Source organism: Paenibacillus agri (assembly GCF_013359945.1).
Lineage (GTDB): Bacteria > Bacillota > Bacilli > Paenibacillales > Paenibacillaceae > Paenibacillus_AQ > Paenibacillus_AQ agri.
In genome coordinates this window covers 54,647-72,793 of sequence record NZ_JABWCS010000217.1, presented here as the reverse complement: position 1 = coordinate 72,793, position 18,147 = coordinate 54,647, and the positions used below count along the sequence as shown (strand labels likewise).

The window sequence follows — 18,147 nt, the reverse complement described above, 5'->3', positions numbered from 1 at the left end:
AGATAACAATGTAAATCGATCAAATCGTACATTTAAGTTAATCCTTTAGCTTATCCCCACGATCCGGTATGACAAAGGACACCGTGGTTCCTTCTTCAGGTCTGCTGTGAATAGACAGCCCTTGCCCATATAACTGCGTCAAACGCCGGTTTGTATTGGACAATCCGATACCACCTTTACCCTTCAGAGAAGGATTTAACAACGCAGTCACTCTGTCTTGCTCCATCCCTTTACCATTATCACTTACTTCTACAAGTGTGGAACGATCCAGATGGGTGATCCGGATATGAAGTGTCCCTCCTACATTCCGGCTAAGCAGACCATGCTTGACGGCATTCTCCACCAGTGGCTGTATGGAGAGCGGAGGCACCTGTAGACCGCTGATATCCGGCTCAACCTCCCATTCAATAGTCAGTCTGTCTGAAAAACGTTCTTGCTCAATATGCAGATAGGCTTTAACCAGATCCAGTTCGTGGGAAAGTTCGACCAGTTCGCCTGTATTAAGAAAGTCAAAGCTAATCCGCAAAAAGGATGTGAACGCCCCCACCAGCTGTTGCATTTTTTGTGTATCGAGATCGCTCAGCGCCATAATCGAATTCAGCGTATTGAATAGAAAATGCGGATGAATCTGGGCTTGCAGATAAGCGGCTTCTATGCGCAAACGTTCATTGATAGATTGCTTTAGCTCCGTGAGTGCTCTAATCCGGTACCTCAGCTCAACCGCGTCTACTGGCTTGGTAACATAATCGTTAGCACCGGACAAGAATCCAGTGTAAATATCGGCCGGCTGACTACGTGCGGTTAGCAGTAGCACCGGAAGCTCCGATAAGGAGTAATGCTCCCGTACCTTTTGTGTCAACTCGTAGCCAGACATGTGTGGCATCATCACATCGGCAATCAGCAGATCCCATTGCTCCTTGTCCAGCAGTTCCAGCACCTCGCGTGCTGAATTTGCCGTGGTAATGGTATAGGGCTCTGTCGAAAGAATTCCCATGAGTACATTCAGATTCACGGGATCGTCATCCACTGCCAGAATGTTAACTTTCTTCTTTGTCAGCAGCGGCGGAATCTGCATAGGGATATCCAGCCCGCTCCATTCATGTTCCGGAAAAATCCACTCTGCTAATTGCTCCTTAGCCGCATCCGTAATCGGATAAAGAGCCGCGGCAGGTGTTACCGTCTGCTGATTGAATGAATCCGCAAGAGGCAGATCAAAGCTGAATACGGAGCCCTTGCCAATCTCGGAGCGAACGGTTAATGTGCCTCCATGCAATTCCACCAGCTGCTTGCATATGCTCAGGCCAAGCCCGATGCCTCTCCCGTCGCTAATGCCATGAGCACCTTGCTCATACGGACGGAATATCCGTGCCTGGGTCTCCTTGTTCATGCCCACACCCGTATCCGAGACATGTATTATCGCGCGTCCATGCTGCACTTCTGTTGAGATGGAGATCGTACCTTCCTCGGTGTATTTGAGGGCATTGTGAACCAGATTATATAGCACTTGCACCAATCTTTTCTCATCGGCGAGAACGGGAGGTGTAGTGTCTGGAAGATTCATGGTCAACTGCACCGGTTTGCCTTCAATCATAAATTTAAGCATACCAATTACGCCAGGGACTACGGACTGGATTTGTAAAGGCTCCTGGTGCAGGGTAATACGATGCTCTTGAAGACGAGCCACATCCAGCAGATCTCCGAGCATATGAGACATACGGCGGCTGATGGTGATTAGTAGTTCCATATCTTTGCGGCTGCTCTCGTACAGCTTCTCATTTTCTTTGGTGACCACGTTCTGCGCGATGTTCATAATGCCGTGCAGCGGTGTTCGCAGCTCATGTGACGTGTTGGCGAGAAATTGATCCTTTAGCTTGTCTGCTTTCTTGAGTTGTTCGTTGAGCTGGGCATTTTCCGTGGCATTCTGAAAGTATTTCTTGAACCAATAGGCAGAGAAGCCCACAATCGCAGCAATGATATCTATCGGATAGTAGACAAGCAAGGAGCCCCATATGTTCCAGAGCAGATTAGAAATAATTCCCGCTGCTGAGAGCAGCATGAAGACAACATCCTTGTCCTTCTGCTTCCTGAAGAGCATAATCCCCATGATATAGATGAGCCAAATGAAAGGTGAAAAAAGAAAGAAGTTAAACACGCCTAAGTGGATGGACTCACTCACCCATCGAGCTGGTGACACCAGCAGGAATACTGTATAGAGCGAAATTGCCGCGGTGAACAGGTATACCCCTTTGTTGTTCGTAGGTGCAGCAATAAACTTTCTGAACACAAGCATGATAAAAAAGAGCTGCCACATGGAAGAGATCAATCGGATCTTCAGGGCCCATGTGTAATTGAACGGCGTTAATAGGAACAGCACGCTGTCATTACGGAACAGAATGATTACCGCTACGGATAGCGTCATTAACCCAACAAGAAGCAAGACCCGCTCTTCAGGACTAAATAAGAAGAGAATAAAAGCATACAAGACATGCAGCAGCAAGATGATCGCTGTAAGAGCTTGAAATCCCATAGAAATAAAGCGCACACTGTCCACTTTGTCCTGACTGCCAAAGAAAACCGGACCTTCTATGCCGCCCTTGTAAGGATGATCAAAGTTTGCTGCACGAATAAGCACTTCAATTTCTGTCGTGCCTTCTGCAAAGTAGGGGGCAGTGTAAGAGCTCGTTTTGGGCTTGTACGCCTTATCCGATATAGCGAGGTCACCAACACGGGCCGAATCGACCCCGTTGATTTCCACAGCGGATGAGGTTTGAATTTGTTTGATCCACAAAGAGACAGGCTGACGCAGCGGGTCAACCAGAATACGTAATTGATAGGTTCCGTAACCATAAGAAGAACCCTGGCTATTCGCCAGCGCCCCACTCCAGTCCCCCGGGACCTTAAGCGTATGTGATTGATTTTGTAGTGCTGCAATGTCCTTATGGTAGACAAACTTGGAAGGGTAGAATTTCCATTCACCGTTCAGCTTGAATAGGTCCGCCTTCTCAAGGTCTTGGCCGCGCAGATCCAGTACGCCATTGACCACAGGAGGAGAATCAGATGTCGTAAAAACGCTGAGCCATGCTATTCGAAAACCAAACAAAACGGTGATAAACAATAGAATCGTCGCTATATTTTTCAGAACGGTATTATTTCTCATGTACATCATTATAACAAGAATTCGATATAGCGGACTCATTTCCCCTAACGATTATGCGAACTGCTGGTGAAAAAAGTTTGGGCGTGACTCCCGCCCCACTCTGGTAGAATAGTGTAAATACCAACATTGAAAAATTTGCTGCATTATTACAATCTATAATCTGGAGGCGGAGACCATGCAAAATGATCTTTTGGCGCAACTGGCCCTTTGGCATGAAGAGGGTGAGCATCAGCGAATTGTGGACACTATTATGGAGATTCCTGCGTTGGAGCGGGATCCTCAGCTAAGCAGTCAGCTGGCTAGAGCTTTGAACAATCTTGAACGTTACGCGGAGGCGCTTGAGTGGAGCCGTGGCGAGCTGTCCCCGGAATCGTTGATGCTCTCGGATTTCTGGGATGATAGCGACTATGCTCTGAAGGAATATGTGTCCGAGCCGCCGACCGATGAGTTGATTGCTTCTGTGGAAGAAGAGTTAGGCTATAAGCTGCCTGCTGCTTATATTGAGATGATGAAGCAGCATAATGGAGGCATCCCCCGCAACGCATGTTTTCCGACAGAGGTGACGGAATCTTGGGGATCGGAATACATCTCAATCTCAGGGATTCTAGGCATTGGGCGGGAGAAAAGCTACTCGCTGGGCGGTGAATTTGGCAGCCGATTCATGATTGAGGACTGGGGCTACCCTGATATTGGTGTGGTTTTTTGTGACTGCCCTTCGGCAGGCCATGATGTTGTCATGCTGGATTACCGCAAATGCGGCAGAGAGGGTGAACCGGAAGTGATCCACGTGGATCAGGAGGGCGATTATGCCATTACTTATCTGGCACCGAGCTTCGAGGCTTTCATCCGTGGCCTGGTGAATGATGATGTTTACGATACTTCTGAAGCGGACAAAGAGGAAGCATTACGAAGAGTATCGCACGGCAAATTCTCGGCCCTTCTGACAGCGCTATGCGGCAACGTGAATGAGACAGAGGACATTGAGGGTCAAATCCGTGTGGTCTGCACCAGGATTGTTGAGGACAAAGGCCATTTTTCATTCCATGCCGATGAATTATCTATATTGATGTACGATGTGCAGTTCTGGCTGTACACCAAGACTTATCCGAATACGAGCCAAGAGGAATATCTGCAAGTCTATGATAAAATGATTGCCTTTGGCGGCGAGTTCGGCCAGAACGGCTATGCTCCCGGATGGATTACGGACTGGCTGGATCAGAGAATCCAGCAAGGCATGATCACTGAGCGCAGCGGAGTACTATCCTTCACAGCGCAAGCTATTGAGGACGTGTTGAGCAGGCTCAGGTCAGCAGCAGTTCATTAGGAAGCGGCAACCTTCGCAGAAGAGAACATGCCTGAGTTAGTGGACACGCTACGCTTTGACCCGGAGGCGGATATGTTCTGCATGTACTCCAGCAATAGAGCTGCTGTGCAGAGCTTCGCGGCCGGGTTCAAGGTAGCCTGTGAGGGCGAAGAACGAATTAATGATTTGTTATCCCGTTCCGAGATGGACTGAAGTCAACGTCCTCCAAAAATTCGATGATCTCTCCGTTGGGACTATGAATGACCGCGTTTTTCACGATAAGGGGTGGTTCACCAAGTGAGAGAATTCCCGGTTCTACGTAAGCCTTTGCGCCGTGAGCAAGGGCTTTTTGATAGATAGCCTCCACATCCTCCACATAGAATGCAAAATGCAGTAATGCGCCATAAGCGATCTCTTCTTCGGAGGTTGCTTTTTTGCCTTGGGCGGGAATGACGGCTTCGTTGTCAAAAACCTCGATGCATGTTCGTTGATCCGGAGAGATCAGCATGGTTGCTTGTTTGAGTTGAAAGGCAGGCAGACTCCAATGATGCCCCACTTGGAACCCCAGCACCTTTGTGTAAAAAGCAATAGTTGCTGTATAATCCTTGGCTTGAATAGCTACATGGGCAAGTCCTTTAATGCTCATTCATCATCACTCCAATTCATAAGATGTGTTAGATTATAGTAAATTGGAGATGTAGAATACATATGGAAAATAAGCATTTTATCGTATAAAGATCACTGAATATAAGGTATTGTAGCTGAAAAGGTTTATTTTCAAAAATCCCACCTGGAGGTCCTCCTATTGGAACACATCATTGACGAAGTTGATAGAAAAATCATGCAGCTGCTACAGCACAATGCGCGAATGCCCATTTCGCAAATCAGCAAAGAGGTATCGATGTCCCAACCGTCTGTGAAAGAAAGAATTGTGAAGCTGGAAGAGAGAAAGATTATCTCCGGGTATACGGCGTCCTTTGAATTGCGCGAACTGAACCGCGGTACGACTACATTTATTCTTTTGAAGACCGAGCATTGCCAGGAGCTTGTGGATTATTGCACCGGAGCCAGGGAAGTGACCGATCTGTTTCGTATCAGCGGAGAATATAACTACTTGTTGAAGGTTCAGACTTCATCGGTGGAAGAGCTGGCTGAGTTTCAAGATGCACTGCTCAGGCTTGGACCCTCTAAGTCGCATATCAGTCTGAAAAATATTTTAGAGAACCGAATCATGCTTTAACTGGATCTAAAAGGGCTTGATTCTCTGCTCGTTGAAGAGGGATGAGACTATTTCTAAACTTCTCCAATAAAAATAGTGAGTTTATCTTCCTAACTGCAGCCATTGGCTGAAGTTTTTTGATATTATGAAGCTAAGGTACAAGGACATTTAGCACAGGAGCCGCACAGAACTATGAAGCTCAATCTCTATCTTTCCGAAATATTAATAACTGCAACGGTGTGTTCTTTGGTTCTCGTCTATCTTTCCTGGAGAAGAAGGCAGCTTCCGATAGCCAAAAGTTATGGGCTTGGTGTGTTTGCAGGCGCCTTTTATACCTTTGGATATGCTTTTGAACTTGTCAGTGACGATCTGAAGGATATCCTCTTCTGGCTCAAATTCGAGTATATCGGGATCCCTTTTGCTCCGACACTATGGATGATAATGGTACTGCAGTATACGGGACGACAAGCATACATACGTAGATGGACTGTTGCTATACTCATGATTGTTCCTGTCTGTACTCTCGCTGCCGTCCATACGAACGATTGGCACCACTTATTTTATAGAAGTGTGTCGTTAGATTTTTCTGAGGGTGTTCCCCTAATCGATTTGAATCACGGCCCCCTGTTCTATCTTCATGTTGTGTACTCCTTCTTTTTTTTCTTCCTAGGCATGGGTTTACTACTCCATATGTGCTTCATAGCTCCGTCCCGAATGAAGAAGCAAATTATTTTTATGATGATTGGATCTTGTGGGCCATTTGGGTTCTCACTGATGTATGTTACCGGGATTCTAAAAACCTCCATAGATGTATCCCCATTCGGCTTCTTAATCTCTGGAGTATTCTATTTGCTCGGTATTTATCAATTCAATATGCTCAGGCTCTCTCCCCTTGCACATCAGAAGGTATTTGACTCTATACAGGATGCGGTTATTGTCTTTGATCTGGATCATAATATTTCTGAATACAATCGTTCAGCGAGTCGGATGATTGAGGGCCTACACAACAGAAACGCGATTGGCCAGCCTGCGGCGACACTCTTCTCCTCTTATCCGATACTCCTTAACACCATTTTGCAAGAGCCTCTCTCGGAGAACAGGGTATTATCCGGTGACCACGGCAATGATCGGGTGTATCAGGCGCAAGTGCTATATATTTACGACAATCGCTCCAGACCAACGGGTAAAATGCTTTTGCTCCGCGATACGACTGATGCTGTACGTTCCGAAGAGAGATTGATCAACAACGCCAAGCAATTGCAGGAGCTTAATACATTCAAGGATGAACTGTTCAGTGTAGTAGCCCACGACATTCGTGACCCGCTGGCGATCCTCCTGAATTTAATGGAGATCCTGGAAGAGGAACTGCCAGCCGGTAGTGGGGGCCACGAGGAGATTGTTCATGAAATGGGTCAGCAATTACGCAAAACACTCACCTTAGCAGAGAATCTGCTGGGCTGGTTCCGGAAACACCAAGGCGGCATGATCCTGAGTCCTGACACCCACGATTTGTTCGATGCCGTACAGATGAGTCTACATCTTCTGCAGATTCGCAGTGGGGGCAAAGGAATTGTTATGGTGTCTGAGGTTCCCCCGGATACTTGGGTCTACGTGGACAAGGAAATGCTGAGTTTAATCGTTCGCAATTTGCTCTCCAACGCTGTTAAATTTACGGATACCGGAGGTAGCATTAAGGTGAGGGCTGAACATTCGGATGGGAAAATGATTGTAGCAATAAGCGACACGGGCGTTGGGGTACGGGAGGATCTGGCCCAAACCTTATTACAATCAGATTATTCAACTTCTACGGCAGGTACAGCTGGAGAACAAGGTATCGGTTTAGGGCTTGCGATTTGCAGAGAATTTGTTCGGTTAAACGGAGGGGAGATCTGGTTTGATAGTGATCCCGCCCAAGGAAGCACATTCTATTTCACCCTTCCGCTTCCCCCGGGAGTTTCGAATATAGATTCAAATATAGCTGTTGATTTGTATGAAAGGAGGGCTGCTGAATGAAGATCGTGCTCATCGATGATGAAAAAGCGATGCACTTAATTATGAAGCGAATGTTGAACAAAATAGGTGAGCTGGAAGTTGTGGGAGCCTTCCTGAATACAGCTGCGGCCGAAGTGTATTTAAACGAGCATGATGTGGACATCGTCTTTATGGACATCCATATGCCGCAAGAGAGTGGCCTCATGTTCGCTCAGCGGTTAAGAGATAGGGGCAGTAAGATCAAACTCGTGTTTGTGACATCGCATACCGAATATGCCTTGTCTGCTTTTGACGTCTTTGCCTACGATTATATCGTGAAGCCTGTTGCACTGGAGCGGATACAGCGAACGGTTCAAAGAGCCTTGGCTGAGGCCAAGCGGGAGCAGGGGCCAGCAGAATTGCCGGCAAATCCTTCGGTTCATGTAAAGATCAATTGTCTGGGCCGAATGGAGATCAAGGGTGCACAGAACACTATGCTTAAATGGAAGACCAGTAAAAGTGCAGAATTGTGCGGATACTTACTATTACATCATGGCAGTCTGGTCTCCCGCTCTACGTTGATCGAGGATATCTTCAAGGAGATGCCGCTCAAGAACGCAGAGACCTATTTGAACACCACCGCTTATCAGCTACGCAAGCTACTTGGCGAGAATGGACTAAGGGACTGTCTGTATTCCGATGGCAATCATTATGCTTTGAATCTGTCCTCAGCTGATGTCGATCTGTTCCGGTTTGAAGAAGGTTGTAAGCAGATGATGGTTATAGACGAGTCGAATCTCGAGCAGGCGTTTGCGCTGGAGCGGCTCTATGTGGGTGACTTGTTCGGAAGTTATGGCTACCCTTGGGCTTTAAGTGAGATTGAGCGCTATTCACTGATGTATGTTCAGTTTACTCAACGCTTATGCAGAGCATTGTTGTCACGGGGGGATTTCTTGACGGCTATTCCCATTCTCAATAGGCTGGCTACCCACAATGAATTGGATGAAGAGACCGTTAAGCTTCATTTGCAGGCCCTGGCTTTGCAGAAAAATAAAGAGGGCTTGACCCGCCGGTTCTCTAACTTCACGGAGCTACTATTGCGAGAGGTGGGGGCTACTCCCTCGCCAGAAATGGTACTGCTATATGAGCAGTTGCTGTCGCCATTGGAATCATTGCATTCGTTTTATAGTGAAATATAGGTTTATGTGATCACAGAACTGGAGGGTATTTATGAAAGCATTGATTTTTGAGCATTTTGGCGGGCCAGAGGTACTGCGTTATGCAGATCTTCCTGATCCGGAGCTGGAGCCAGGGACGGTATGGGTTAGAATGAAGGCGATTGGATTAAACTTCGCTGACATTTATCGCAGACGGGGCGATTACCACTTGGCTGGTCAGGCACCCTACATTTTAGGGTACGAAGGTGCAGGCATTGTGGAGCGGGTTGCGGAGGATGTGAAGACGGTAGAGGTTGGGGACAGGATTGCTTTTGCCGATGTCCCTTATGCGAATGCCGAACTGGTAAAGGTGGGAATCGATCATATCATTCCATTGCCGGACGACATCACTTTCGAGCAATCAGCCGCATTGCTGCTGCAAGGCCTGACGGCGCATTATCTGGTGAATGACAGCTATTCGGTTCAGCCAGGCGACGAGATTGTGATTCATGCGGCAGCAGGCGGAGTGGGGCAGCTTCTGACGCAGCTGGCTAAGGCCAAGGGCGCCAGAGTTCTCGGCTTGACCTCTTCTCCTGCGAAGCGTGAAGCTGCGCTCTCTGCGGGTGCAGACGAAGTGCTGCTGTACGACAGTGATTGGGCGAACGCGGCGATCCGTTGGTCTTATGACGGCCAAGGTGTGAACGCAGTCTATGATTCAGTAGGTTCCACCTTGATGGGTAGCTTCAAGGCGACGAAGATCAAAGGTTCAGTTGTATTCTACGGAATGGCCGGCGGCAATCCGCCCCACATCGACCCCCGTATGCTTATGGACACTTCCAAAACCTTGACCGGAGGCGACCTGTGGAACCATATCGTTACACGCAGCAACCGGGTTGAGCGTTCAGAGAAGCTTTTTGAAGCGATAAGACAGGGACATCTAAAGATGGAGGAACCGAAGTCGTTCCCGCTCCGGGAGGGTGCTGAGGCACATCGGTTGTTAGAGAGCAGAAGCAGCACGGGAAAGATTTTGTTAATTCCTTAAACAGAATAAGCGAATATCATTCCTCTTCATTCAACTTTGGCTCTCGCATTAGCGAACCGATGAATCCCGAAGTCCGGGTAACCAGAGGCGAGAATGGCTTCGCGCAAGGGATAAAGATTGTCCGTGAAGCGCAGCTCGGCTCCCGTGGCTAGAATTCGGTCTACTAGATGATCCATAGCTTCTACTCGAAGAGGTTCTAGGGTGCGCGGCGAAGTATAATATCCTGCGGTTTGGTCAAACAGCTCAAAGCCTTGCCGTGGGAAAACGTATCTGTACAGCGTGGTGTTCTTTATGGCCGTATACCAGCGGCTTTCAACTGTGATGATGGTTGTGGCCGTAGTACCTGCGAAAAGGTTGCCAGCCTGGTCATCAGTTGCAGCCGCCGTTTTTCGCAGGATAATTCTGGGGCAGTCTCTGGGAAAATAGTAACTCACCTCATGCTCTTGATCAATCGCCCAGACGAGTGGCGGCATTCCCTGGATGTTTTGTTTCTCTTTAGGGACAAACCTCTTAATGTCAGACTCTTCGCTAAAATGATAAAGATACATTCGGCACCTCTTCCTCTCCTACATAAAGTCAAAAAAGTAACGGATCACATGAAACAGTACCGGCGAGGTATAGGTCAGGCTGTCGACCCGGCTTAAGTAGCTTTTTTTCAGAGCCTCGAATTTGCCATCATCGCCGATTAGCAGATCGCGCTTCAGCACGGACACGGTCAAGCTGCCGATGAAGCCGCTAAGGCTGATCAACATCCCGGAGAAGATCCCGAAGATCGGGGTAAGCGGCGTCAAATAAGGATAGATCAGATACGATACCGCCGTGGTAACCACGAACGCACAAGCGAAGCCTTCCCAGGTCAGATAGGGATTGGCTGTGGGGACCACTTTTCTTTTGCCAAAATAGATCGAGGCCAGGTGATGCACCACATCATTAAGCTGCGTCAGTACAACCAGAAACAGTACAAGTCCCGCCCCATACTCGGGGGTAGCGAACTGGAAATACGCCAGATGGCTAAGTCCAAACACCATCAGCATAAGACCCCACTGGGTCGAGCTGACACTGCGCAGAAATCCGACCGTCCCTTTATTGATCATCCGGGGAAGCGGCAGCAGCAAGAACACATAGACAGGGATAAAGACGATGAACATCCCGTACCATTCGATATAGATCCAGTAGAATTGCAGCGGAATCGACAAGTATGCCCACAGGAACAGCCTGCGGTCCGCTTTTCTGGACTTGATCATGGAGAAGTATTCCTTCAGCGCGAAGAAGGTCAGCACCATCAGTGAGATTAGGGACACCACGGAATTGAACAGAGTAGCGAGGCAGAAGATGAACACCATGCCCCACCAGGTTTTGATGCGGTTTCCGATGGGGGCGTAATCCTTGTTCGGCTGAACTTTGCTTATGACATAATAGATGAGTTGAATGGCGCATAGAGCTGCCAAAATAAGAACTAACGTTAACAAGCTTCTATCCAGGGCAATCACCAACTTGTCGTGAGGTAGGATTCCTAGAGAGGTATCCTATGTTATTATGAAGGAATAGTCCAATCTTGATAAGGGGAAATTTCGTGAATGGTTGCAGATCAGTCGGTTTTTATCTTGCTTACGAATACCGGAACGCTTTTTACGAAAATGATTCAGACTTACACAAAAGCGCCGTATAACCATGCTTCGATTTCATTTGACCGCGAGCTTTCGGAGATGTACAGCTTCGGGCGAAAGAATCCGAATAATCCGCTGAACGGGGGATTCGTGAGGGAGGATATCCAGACAGGCACATACAGCAAGTATCCCAGTACGACGTGCGTGATCTATGAATTGCAGGTAACCGAACGTGAAGTGGAGAAAATGAAGCGGGTTCTGCATATCTTTATCCGCAGCCGCAAAAAGTACCTTTATAATATTCTAGGCGTAATTGGCATCGCCCTTAAAGAGCCTGTTGAGTTCAGCAACTCCTACTTCTGCTCGCAATTTGTTGCGGAGATCCTTGAGCGTTCCGGCATTAAGCTGTGGAATAAGCTGCCTGCACTCGTGACACCGGATGATTTTCGGCAGAGTGACAGGCTGCAGTTGATTTATGAGGGAAGGTTGAGCGAGTACTTGAAATAGGCCGTATACAATTAGGGCTGGAGCTTAATTGTGTAGAGATAATGCAGCAAGACCAACTTCTTTTAATGCATTCATCGCCTCTAGATAAGGTAGAGGACCATAGCTGATACGCGCCACGCCCAGTTCGGCAAGCTGCCTGAGGGACGGGGTATGCGAGGTTACCATAATGTTCACCGGAAGCGGTGAGTGACTACATAGGGTTTCGATCAGTCTGGCATCGCTTAACCCCGGTACAAAAATACCGTCGGCCCCGGCTTCTGCATAAGCGTGCGCACGGCTGAGGGTCTGTTCAATACAGGATGCGTGCTGCCCGGCGGCCGTTTGAAAGAAAATATCCGTTCTGGCGTTAATAAAAAGAGGTAGTCCAGCCTGTTGGCCTGCTGCACGGGCAGCGGCAATGCGCAGACATTGCTCCGAGGTCGTATAGAGACCTTCTTCGCCAATCCGCTGATCCTCCAAGTTAATCCCCACAGCTCCTTTTTCAATAACCAATCCTACATTCACTTTAACATCGTCTGGACTTAGCCCATATCCCCCTTCAATATCAATGGTTACGGGAAGATCTACCTTATCCTTGATTCGTTTCAAATTCTCCAGTACGAGTGGAAAAGGAAGTGCCTCGCCGTCCTCATATCCGTGCGAAGCAGCCACGGACCAACTGCCGGTCGCAATGGCCTTGGCTCCGATGGCCTGAACCGCCTGCGCGCTCCCCGCATCCCAGATATTGATAAGCACCAAGGGGTCTCCTTTGGTATTATGCAATTGATGAAACTGAAGCGCTTGTTCATGTTGGGTATTCATATCTCTATTCTCCTCCCTGCTCATGATGGAGCAGCCAATTTTTACGTGTCAGACCCCCGCCATATCCACCCAGTTCCCCGTTTGCATTAATGACACGGTGACAGGGAATCACAATGGCCAGCTGATTGGCCCCGTTGGCTTGAGCGACCGCGCGGAAGGCCGTCGGTTTGCCGAGGGCTACGGATATGTCCAGATAGGAACGTGTTTCCCCTGGCGGGATTTTCATTAATTCTCCCCATACACTTTGTTGAAAAGGGGAGCCGAGAAGAGCCAGCGGCGTGTTGAAGGTGGTCCGTTCTCCGTCAAAATATTCCGACAGCTCTCGTTCAATCGAGAGAATAGGGGCGGTAACGCCCGGAATAATCGCGGATTTCGTTCGTTTCCGAAGGCGTTCTATCTCCCGTTCCAGACCCCGGCGGTCGATAAATTCCAATAGATACAGGGCTTCATCATTGCCGATGGCCATCATAGGGCCAAGACGGGTGTCAATCCAGGCAGCCTTCAGGACCTTGCCGTCCTCTAGCAGGGTAGGGGCAGCCCCCATGATCCGGGAAAAGGCGTCTCTGAAGCCGCTGCTGGATTCATAGCCGGTGGACAACTGGCTGTCGATAACGGTCTTGCCCGACCTGATATTCTTCAGGGCAAGACCCATACGGCGTGCGCGGGCGTATTCCACAAAGGTCATGCCAAACCGCTTTTTGAATTGACGCCGAGCCGTAGATTCATCGACCGAGAGATTCTTGAAATCCTGTGTCGTCCAGCGTTTCTCCGGGTTGCTCTCCACAGCTTCAACGAGCACACGGACAATCTCCGGGACGTGATTGGGATGGGAGAGCGGACGGCAGCGCTGGCAGGGCCGATAAGAGGCCAGCAGCGCCTGCTGAGGATTCGCAAAGAACTCACAATTCTTCAGCTTCGGCTTTCTGGCGGGGCATGTCGGACGGCAAAATACACCTGTAGTTTTGACGCCAACGTAGAACAATCCCTCGTACTCCGTATTTTTCTCCAGCAGCGCCTTGTAATACTCTTCATATCGCTCAGCAGGTAACAATAGCAGCACGTCCTAACCTTTCAATGTTGTTCTCATTATAATATCTTCCTGCGGAGGGCATCGCCGAAATTCAGGCATCAATATTGGGAGCATAGTAAAAATTAGTGGTTTACGCTGCATGAGGCCGTTACAGGTTCGACGGTTCTTACGATCGCTGTTAGAACCCGATTACTGGATTGTGAAAGGACTTCTATATAGAACGCATTAAAAACAAACGTAATCAAGAAAAGTGAGCTTATATAGGTAGTATAGAAGTGCAATTTCCGGCATCGACAGCAATTAACGGCATTTTCGTACCTTAATTCCTCAGCAGCAAGGGGTTAGTGAAGATTAAGTGCAATATTGTACCTTAATTCTTCCAGAAGCCCCGGCTCAACATGATTTTTCGAAAAATAAGATACAATAATGCCCTTATGTCCCTCATTTACCTATATTGAGGAAAAATAAGGTACAAAAATGCTCTTAGTTGAGGAGGTCCCTCTTTTTCATTGTTAAGACGATTGGTGAAGGGGAATATACCGCTTCTAGTGATATCGCTGGATTTGAACAGCCATGGATTATAGGTTTTGTTATCGACGGTCTATGTTACGGTACTAGCTTTCCTATGGAAAGCTTTCAGGCGAGCGCTTTGCGCTTACACAGCCGCAAACGTCCCGTTCGCTTATCTTAGCTAGTTGTTAATTTCTTTTGTTCGACTTATATAGATCCCTTTTTCATTAAAAAAAGACGCCCTCAGCGGGCGTCCTTCTCTATTCCTCGGCATGAGCAGCTTCGTCTTTGACTTCTTCCTTGAAGCTGCGAATGCTCTGTTTGCGGCGTGCATTTTTGTCCTCAATCTGAGCTCGTTCCTTGCTGTCCAGCTCTGAAGAGAATTCGTTCAGGTAGCCTTCAGCTTCCTGCAGGTTCTCTTGCGTATTCTGGATGCTTTGCTGCAAATGTTCTACATTATCTGCCCGATTATCTGGCTTTGCCATTGCTTAGATCGCCTCCTGATCATTGAAGCACCCGACTGACTTGGGAGCTAACAAGTAGGTTGATCGTTGCCGGCTCATTTTATGCATAGACTCCTATACAGGCGATGGCTCGATATTAAAAAAACCTCCCGCCTCAAGGGCGGAAGGGAAGACGGTTAAGCGGTTACACAGTATGAGTTAGCGTGTCAAAGTCCTCATCGCTTAACTCTAGGCCGGCTGCGGCAATATTTTGCTCCAGATGATTTACGGATGAAGTTCCAGGGATGGGGAGAATATTGGCGGCGCGCTTCAGGAGCCAAGCCAGGGCCAATTGAGCAGGTTGTGACCCAAGGCGCTGTGCCAGGTCATCCAGCGGGCCACCAGCTTTGCCCAGTTCACCTGTCGCAAGCGGGAACCATGGAATGAAAGCGATCTGATTGGCGATTGTATAATCGAGTACGGCTTCTGCATCCCGGTTAGCCAGATTATAGAGGTTCTGGACGGATACGATGCTTGCGGTTTTACCGGCTTCCTCCAGCTGCTCAACGCTCACTTCGCTAAGTCCAATGTGCCGAATTTTTCCTTCTTGCTGAAGACGTACCAGCTCTCCCAGTTGCTCGGCCAGCGGAACTTGGGGATCAATCCGGTGGAGCTGCAAGAGATCAATCCGCTCCACGCCCAGATGGCGCAGGTTCAGTTCAACCTGCTGACGAAGATACGCCGGTCGGCCTACCGGCACCCAATCTTGAGGAGTTGGCCGGGCAACCCCTACTTTGGCAGCGATGATAAGGCCATCTGCATAAGGGTGCAGAGCCTCCTTGATTAGCACATCCGTAACCAGCGGTCCGTACGCGTCAGCGGTATCAATGAAGTTCACACCAAGCTCCACGGCGCGTCGCAAGACGCGTACAGCTTCTTTCGGGTCAGCCGGATGGCCCCAGGCACCCGGACCGCTTAGTTGCAACGTACCGAACCCAAGACGATTAACTTGCAAATCTCCTAGGGTATAAGTGCCGGATGCCTCTGCGGTAACTTGATTTTGACTCATATTTTTCCTCCCTGTTTAGTGAGTTTTGGTGATTGCTTATTCATGCTCCAACATGATTAAATTGTATCAGGAGTTATTATTTTGCAGAATACGCATGTGTTCGTGCGCTCTGTTCATGTTGGTTCGTGTTTAGTATGCATGTTACAAGTTATTTCTGTCCTTTGAAGCCACCTAGGGAGGTGCATTGCCTATGTCGCACAACACTCAAGATCTGATGCAGCCGGAAGAGCTTATGAAGATGCTCAGAATCAGACCCTCTGCGTCCCGGAAGAAGAGCTTACGCCAGCGTGATCTGGCTTTGCGGGTTGGCGTGGATACAAGAGCTATTCAACAGTGGGAAGGCGGAGACAGATTGCCCAGTGCACATAACTTGCAAAGGCTGGTGCAGGCATATGTGGAGGAAGCGGCGTTTTTGCCCGGGACTGAACGGCAGGAAGCGGGGCTGCTATGGCAATCCGTTAAGCAGGTATATGATAGCAGTCCCGGTACGTACCGTTATTACCCGGAGTTCGACGAGAACTGGTTTGCACAGATTTTAGCTGATAGAGAGGCAGCACCTAACCATTCTGTTATTCAGCAAAAGGGAGCGACAACACAGATACCTGTTGACCTGGCAAGTTCGGCAGTGAGGGTGACTGAACGCTCCGAACTCAAGCGGCGCCCCGCGGGCAATCTGCCGGTCCAGCTCTCCAGCTTCGTCGGACGCGTACCGCAGCTTGCCGAGCTCCATGATCTGCTGCGCCAATCCTCCTTGGTCACCTTAACAGGTCCCGGTGGAAGCGGGAAAACTTCTTTCGCCCTTCATCTTGCCTCCTCCTTGGCGGATAGCTTTCCGGATGGCATTTGGTTGTTTGAATTTGCAGCGGTGTCTGATCCACAGCTGGTCGTAGTCTACATGCTGTCTACTCTTGGGCTAGAGGATCGGCAGGGGCGGACTTCAATGGAGACGGTTCTGGATGCTATTCAGAATAAAAGCATGCTCTTTATCTTCGATAATTGTGAGCACCTGATCGACGCTTGCGCGGTGGTTGCAGAGTCTTTGTTGGCGTTCGCCCCTGCCCTCGTTATTCTGGCCACAAGTCAGGAACCGCTGAACCTGCCGGGAGAGAACCGTTACCCGGTCCGAGCTTTAAGTATTCCTCCTGAGCAAGAGTTATCCTATGGGCGATTGATGGAGTATGAATCGGTCCAACTGTTCGTCGAGCGGGCTACCTTGCTCCTTCCGCATTTCAAGGTTCAAGAAGCGCAGGCTGTACTTGTCGGTGATATTTGCCGGAAGCTGGAGGGCAATCCACTGGCACTGGAGCTGGCCGCGGCCCGAATGAATGTGCTCTCCCTGGAGCAGATCAATGAACGGCTTACTGATCTGCTGGGCTTTCTCACCACAGGCAAAAGAACAGCCACTCCGCGTCAACAGACCCTGAAGGCGACCATGGACTGGAGTTATTCCTTACTGTCCGAGAAGGAACAGCTGCTATTCCGGCTATTAAGTGTTTTCATGGGCGAATTTACGCTGGAGACCGTGGAAGAGGTCTGTGTGTATCGTCCAAGACATCAGGAGCCTTGCTCGCTTAAGAAGGATGAGATTTTAGATCTTTTCGCCAATCTGGTCAATAAATCCTTAGTTTCCATGCATAGCTCCACGTCCTCGGACCGGATGACCTATGCTCTGCTGGCCCCGGTGAAGCAATACACACAGGAAAAGCTGGAATCCTGCCAACTGGAATGCCACAGGGTGCACGGTGCAGATAAAGAACATATTTACCGGCTTCATGCGGAGTATTTTGCCCGTTTTATTGAAGAGATAGAGCAGGAAGTCAAAGAGGGCAATACCTCCATTGCGCTTGCGAAGATCAGGGCCGAGTACGATAATTTGCGTGCCGCTCTGCAATGGGCGTATTCGCAAGACGATCCCGAGGGAACGGGACTGCGGATTGCCGGCGCCCTGTGCGAGTTCTGGTCTCTGGAAGGCAATTGGAGCGAGGGATTGCTGTGGCTGTCCAGATTGCTGCCGGCTGCCAATGATCATGACAACCTGAAGGCGTTGAACAAGGCTCTGAAAGGTAAAGAGTTGTTGATGTCAGCCCAAGGCAGCGGGGATACTTATACGGCTTAACCTATTCTCTTATAGGAATTCATGCAGATCGCGTGATTCCAAGCCAATTAACACTCTATTTTACAGCCAATAATGAATAACATAACTGACCGTATGCGAGCTTTGGCTTGCCGGGTCAGTTTTTTTGTTTCTTTTGTTAGGAGCTAGCCTTCTGAAATATAGTTATGTTCAAAATATTGTCAGCAGATATCTCCATATGGTAGAATTAGTTAATG

The 18,147-nt window shown here is 48.8% G+C and carries 16 protein-coding genes; 8 read left to right on the top strand and 8 right to left on the bottom strand.

Annotation, left to right across the window (positions count from 1 at the left end; all coding sequences use genetic code 11):
• Window positions 1-37: 37 nt before the first annotated feature.
• Window positions 38-3,196: a hybrid sensor histidine kinase/response regulator gene (locus tag HPT30_RS21760; RefSeq protein ID WP_246317336.1), complete on the bottom strand. Its 3,159-nt coding sequence runs from the start codon at window positions 3,194-3,196 to the stop codon at window positions 38-40.
• Between the two features lie 136 nt (window positions 3,197-3,332).
• Here HPT30_RS21760 and HPT30_RS21755 point away from each other — a divergent pair, with 136 nt between their 5' ends.
• On the top strand, window positions 3,333-4,481 hold the full coding sequence (locus HPT30_RS21755) for an SMI1/KNR4 family protein (protein ID WP_175373424.1): 1,149 nt from the start codon (window positions 3,333-3,335) through the stop codon (window positions 4,479-4,481).
• 27 nt (window positions 4,482-4,508) lie between these two features.
• Window positions 4,509-4,673: an Imm51 family immunity protein gene (locus tag HPT30_RS21750; protein ID WP_175373423.1), complete on the top strand. Its 165-nt coding sequence runs from the start codon at window positions 4,509-4,511 to the stop codon at window positions 4,671-4,673.
• Here HPT30_RS21750 and HPT30_RS21745 read toward each other — a convergent pair.
• A complete protein-coding gene (locus HPT30_RS21745) occupies window positions 4,639-5,106 on the bottom strand; it encodes a VOC family protein (RefSeq protein ID WP_175373422.1) in 468 nt (155 codons plus the stop codon). The genes HPT30_RS21750 and HPT30_RS21745 overlap by 35 nt on opposite strands.
• Before the next feature lie 159 nt (window positions 5,107-5,265).
• Here HPT30_RS21745 and HPT30_RS21740 point away from each other — a divergent pair, with 159 nt between their 5' ends.
• The 4 genes from HPT30_RS21740 (at window position 5,266) to HPT30_RS21725 (ending at window position 9,849) form a co-directional block, all read left to right on the top strand.
• Window positions 5,266-5,700, top strand: coding sequence for an Lrp/AsnC family transcriptional regulator (locus tag HPT30_RS21740; protein ID WP_175373421.1), 435 nt, complete (start codon window positions 5,266-5,268; stop codon window positions 5,698-5,700).
• A 171-nt stretch (window positions 5,701-5,871) separates the two neighbouring features.
• Window positions 5,872-7,692: a sensor histidine kinase gene (locus HPT30_RS21735; protein ID WP_175373420.1), complete on the top strand. Its 1,821-nt coding sequence runs from the start codon at window positions 5,872-5,874 to the stop codon at window positions 7,690-7,692.
• On the top strand, window positions 7,689-8,849 hold the full coding sequence (locus tag HPT30_RS21730; RefSeq protein ID WP_175373419.1) for a response regulator: 1,161 nt from the start codon (window positions 7,689-7,691) through the stop codon (window positions 8,847-8,849). Before HPT30_RS21735 ends, HPT30_RS21730 begins: the two co-directional genes overlap by 4 nt.
• Window positions 8,850-8,880: 31 nt before the next feature.
• Window positions 8,881-9,849 (top strand): quinone oxidoreductase family protein, encoded by a 969-nt coding sequence (locus HPT30_RS21725; protein WP_175373418.1) that lies wholly within the window; start codon window positions 8,881-8,883, stop codon window positions 9,847-9,849.
• Window positions 9,850-9,875: 26 nt separating this feature from the next.
• Here the strand turns inward: HPT30_RS21725 and HPT30_RS21720 are convergent, their stop codons facing one another.
• Together HPT30_RS21720 and HPT30_RS21715 are read right to left on the bottom strand one after the other, a co-directional pair.
• Complete coding sequence (locus tag HPT30_RS21720) at window positions 9,876-10,397, bottom strand: DUF6886 family protein (protein ID WP_175373417.1); 522 nt, start codon at window positions 10,395-10,397, stop codon at window positions 9,876-9,878.
• An 18-nt stretch (window positions 10,398-10,415) separates the two neighbouring features.
• Complete coding sequence (locus tag HPT30_RS21715) at window positions 10,416-11,330, bottom strand: phosphatidate cytidylyltransferase (protein ID WP_066378567.1); 915 nt, start codon at window positions 11,328-11,330, stop codon at window positions 10,416-10,418.
• Between the two features lie 96 nt (window positions 11,331-11,426).
• Here HPT30_RS21715 and HPT30_RS21710 point away from each other — a divergent pair, with 96 nt between their 5' ends.
• A complete protein-coding gene (locus HPT30_RS21710; protein ID WP_175373416.1) occupies window positions 11,427-11,963 on the top strand; it encodes a hypothetical protein in 537 nt (178 codons plus the stop codon).
• Between the two features lie 24 nt (window positions 11,964-11,987).
• On the opposite strand, the gene HPT30_RS21705 is transcribed toward HPT30_RS21710, so the two are convergent.
• The 4 genes from HPT30_RS21705 to HPT30_RS21690 form a co-directional block, all read right to left on the bottom strand.
• Window positions 11,988-12,764 (bottom strand): isocitrate lyase/PEP mutase family protein, encoded by a 777-nt coding sequence (locus HPT30_RS21705; RefSeq protein WP_175373415.1) that lies wholly within the window; start codon window positions 12,762-12,764, stop codon window positions 11,988-11,990.
• 4 nt (window positions 12,765-12,768) lie between these two features.
• Window positions 12,769-13,815 carry a bifunctional transcriptional activator/DNA repair enzyme AdaA gene (locus HPT30_RS21700; protein ID WP_175373414.1) on the bottom strand — a complete coding sequence of 349 codons (1,047 nt, stop codon included), beginning with the start codon at window positions 13,813-13,815 and terminating at the stop codon, window positions 12,769-12,771.
• A gap of 749 nt (window positions 13,816-14,564) precedes the next feature.
• Entirely contained in the window at window positions 14,565-14,789 is a 225-nt protein-coding gene (gene tlp, locus HPT30_RS21695) for a small acid-soluble spore protein Tlp (RefSeq protein WP_175373413.1), read from the bottom strand.
• A 163-nt stretch (window positions 14,790-14,952) separates the two neighbouring features.
• Entirely contained in the window at window positions 14,953-15,816 is an 864-nt protein-coding gene (locus HPT30_RS21690) for an aldo/keto reductase (protein ID WP_175373412.1), read from the bottom strand.
• Window positions 15,817-16,006: 190 nt separating this feature from the next.
• Here HPT30_RS21690 and HPT30_RS21685 point away from each other — a divergent pair, with 190 nt between their 5' ends.
• Window positions 16,007-17,932 (top strand): ATP-binding protein, encoded by a 1,926-nt coding sequence (locus HPT30_RS21685; RefSeq protein ID WP_175373411.1) that lies wholly within the window; start codon window positions 16,007-16,009, stop codon window positions 17,930-17,932.
• The last annotated feature ends 215 nt before the right edge of the window (window positions 17,933-18,147 follow it).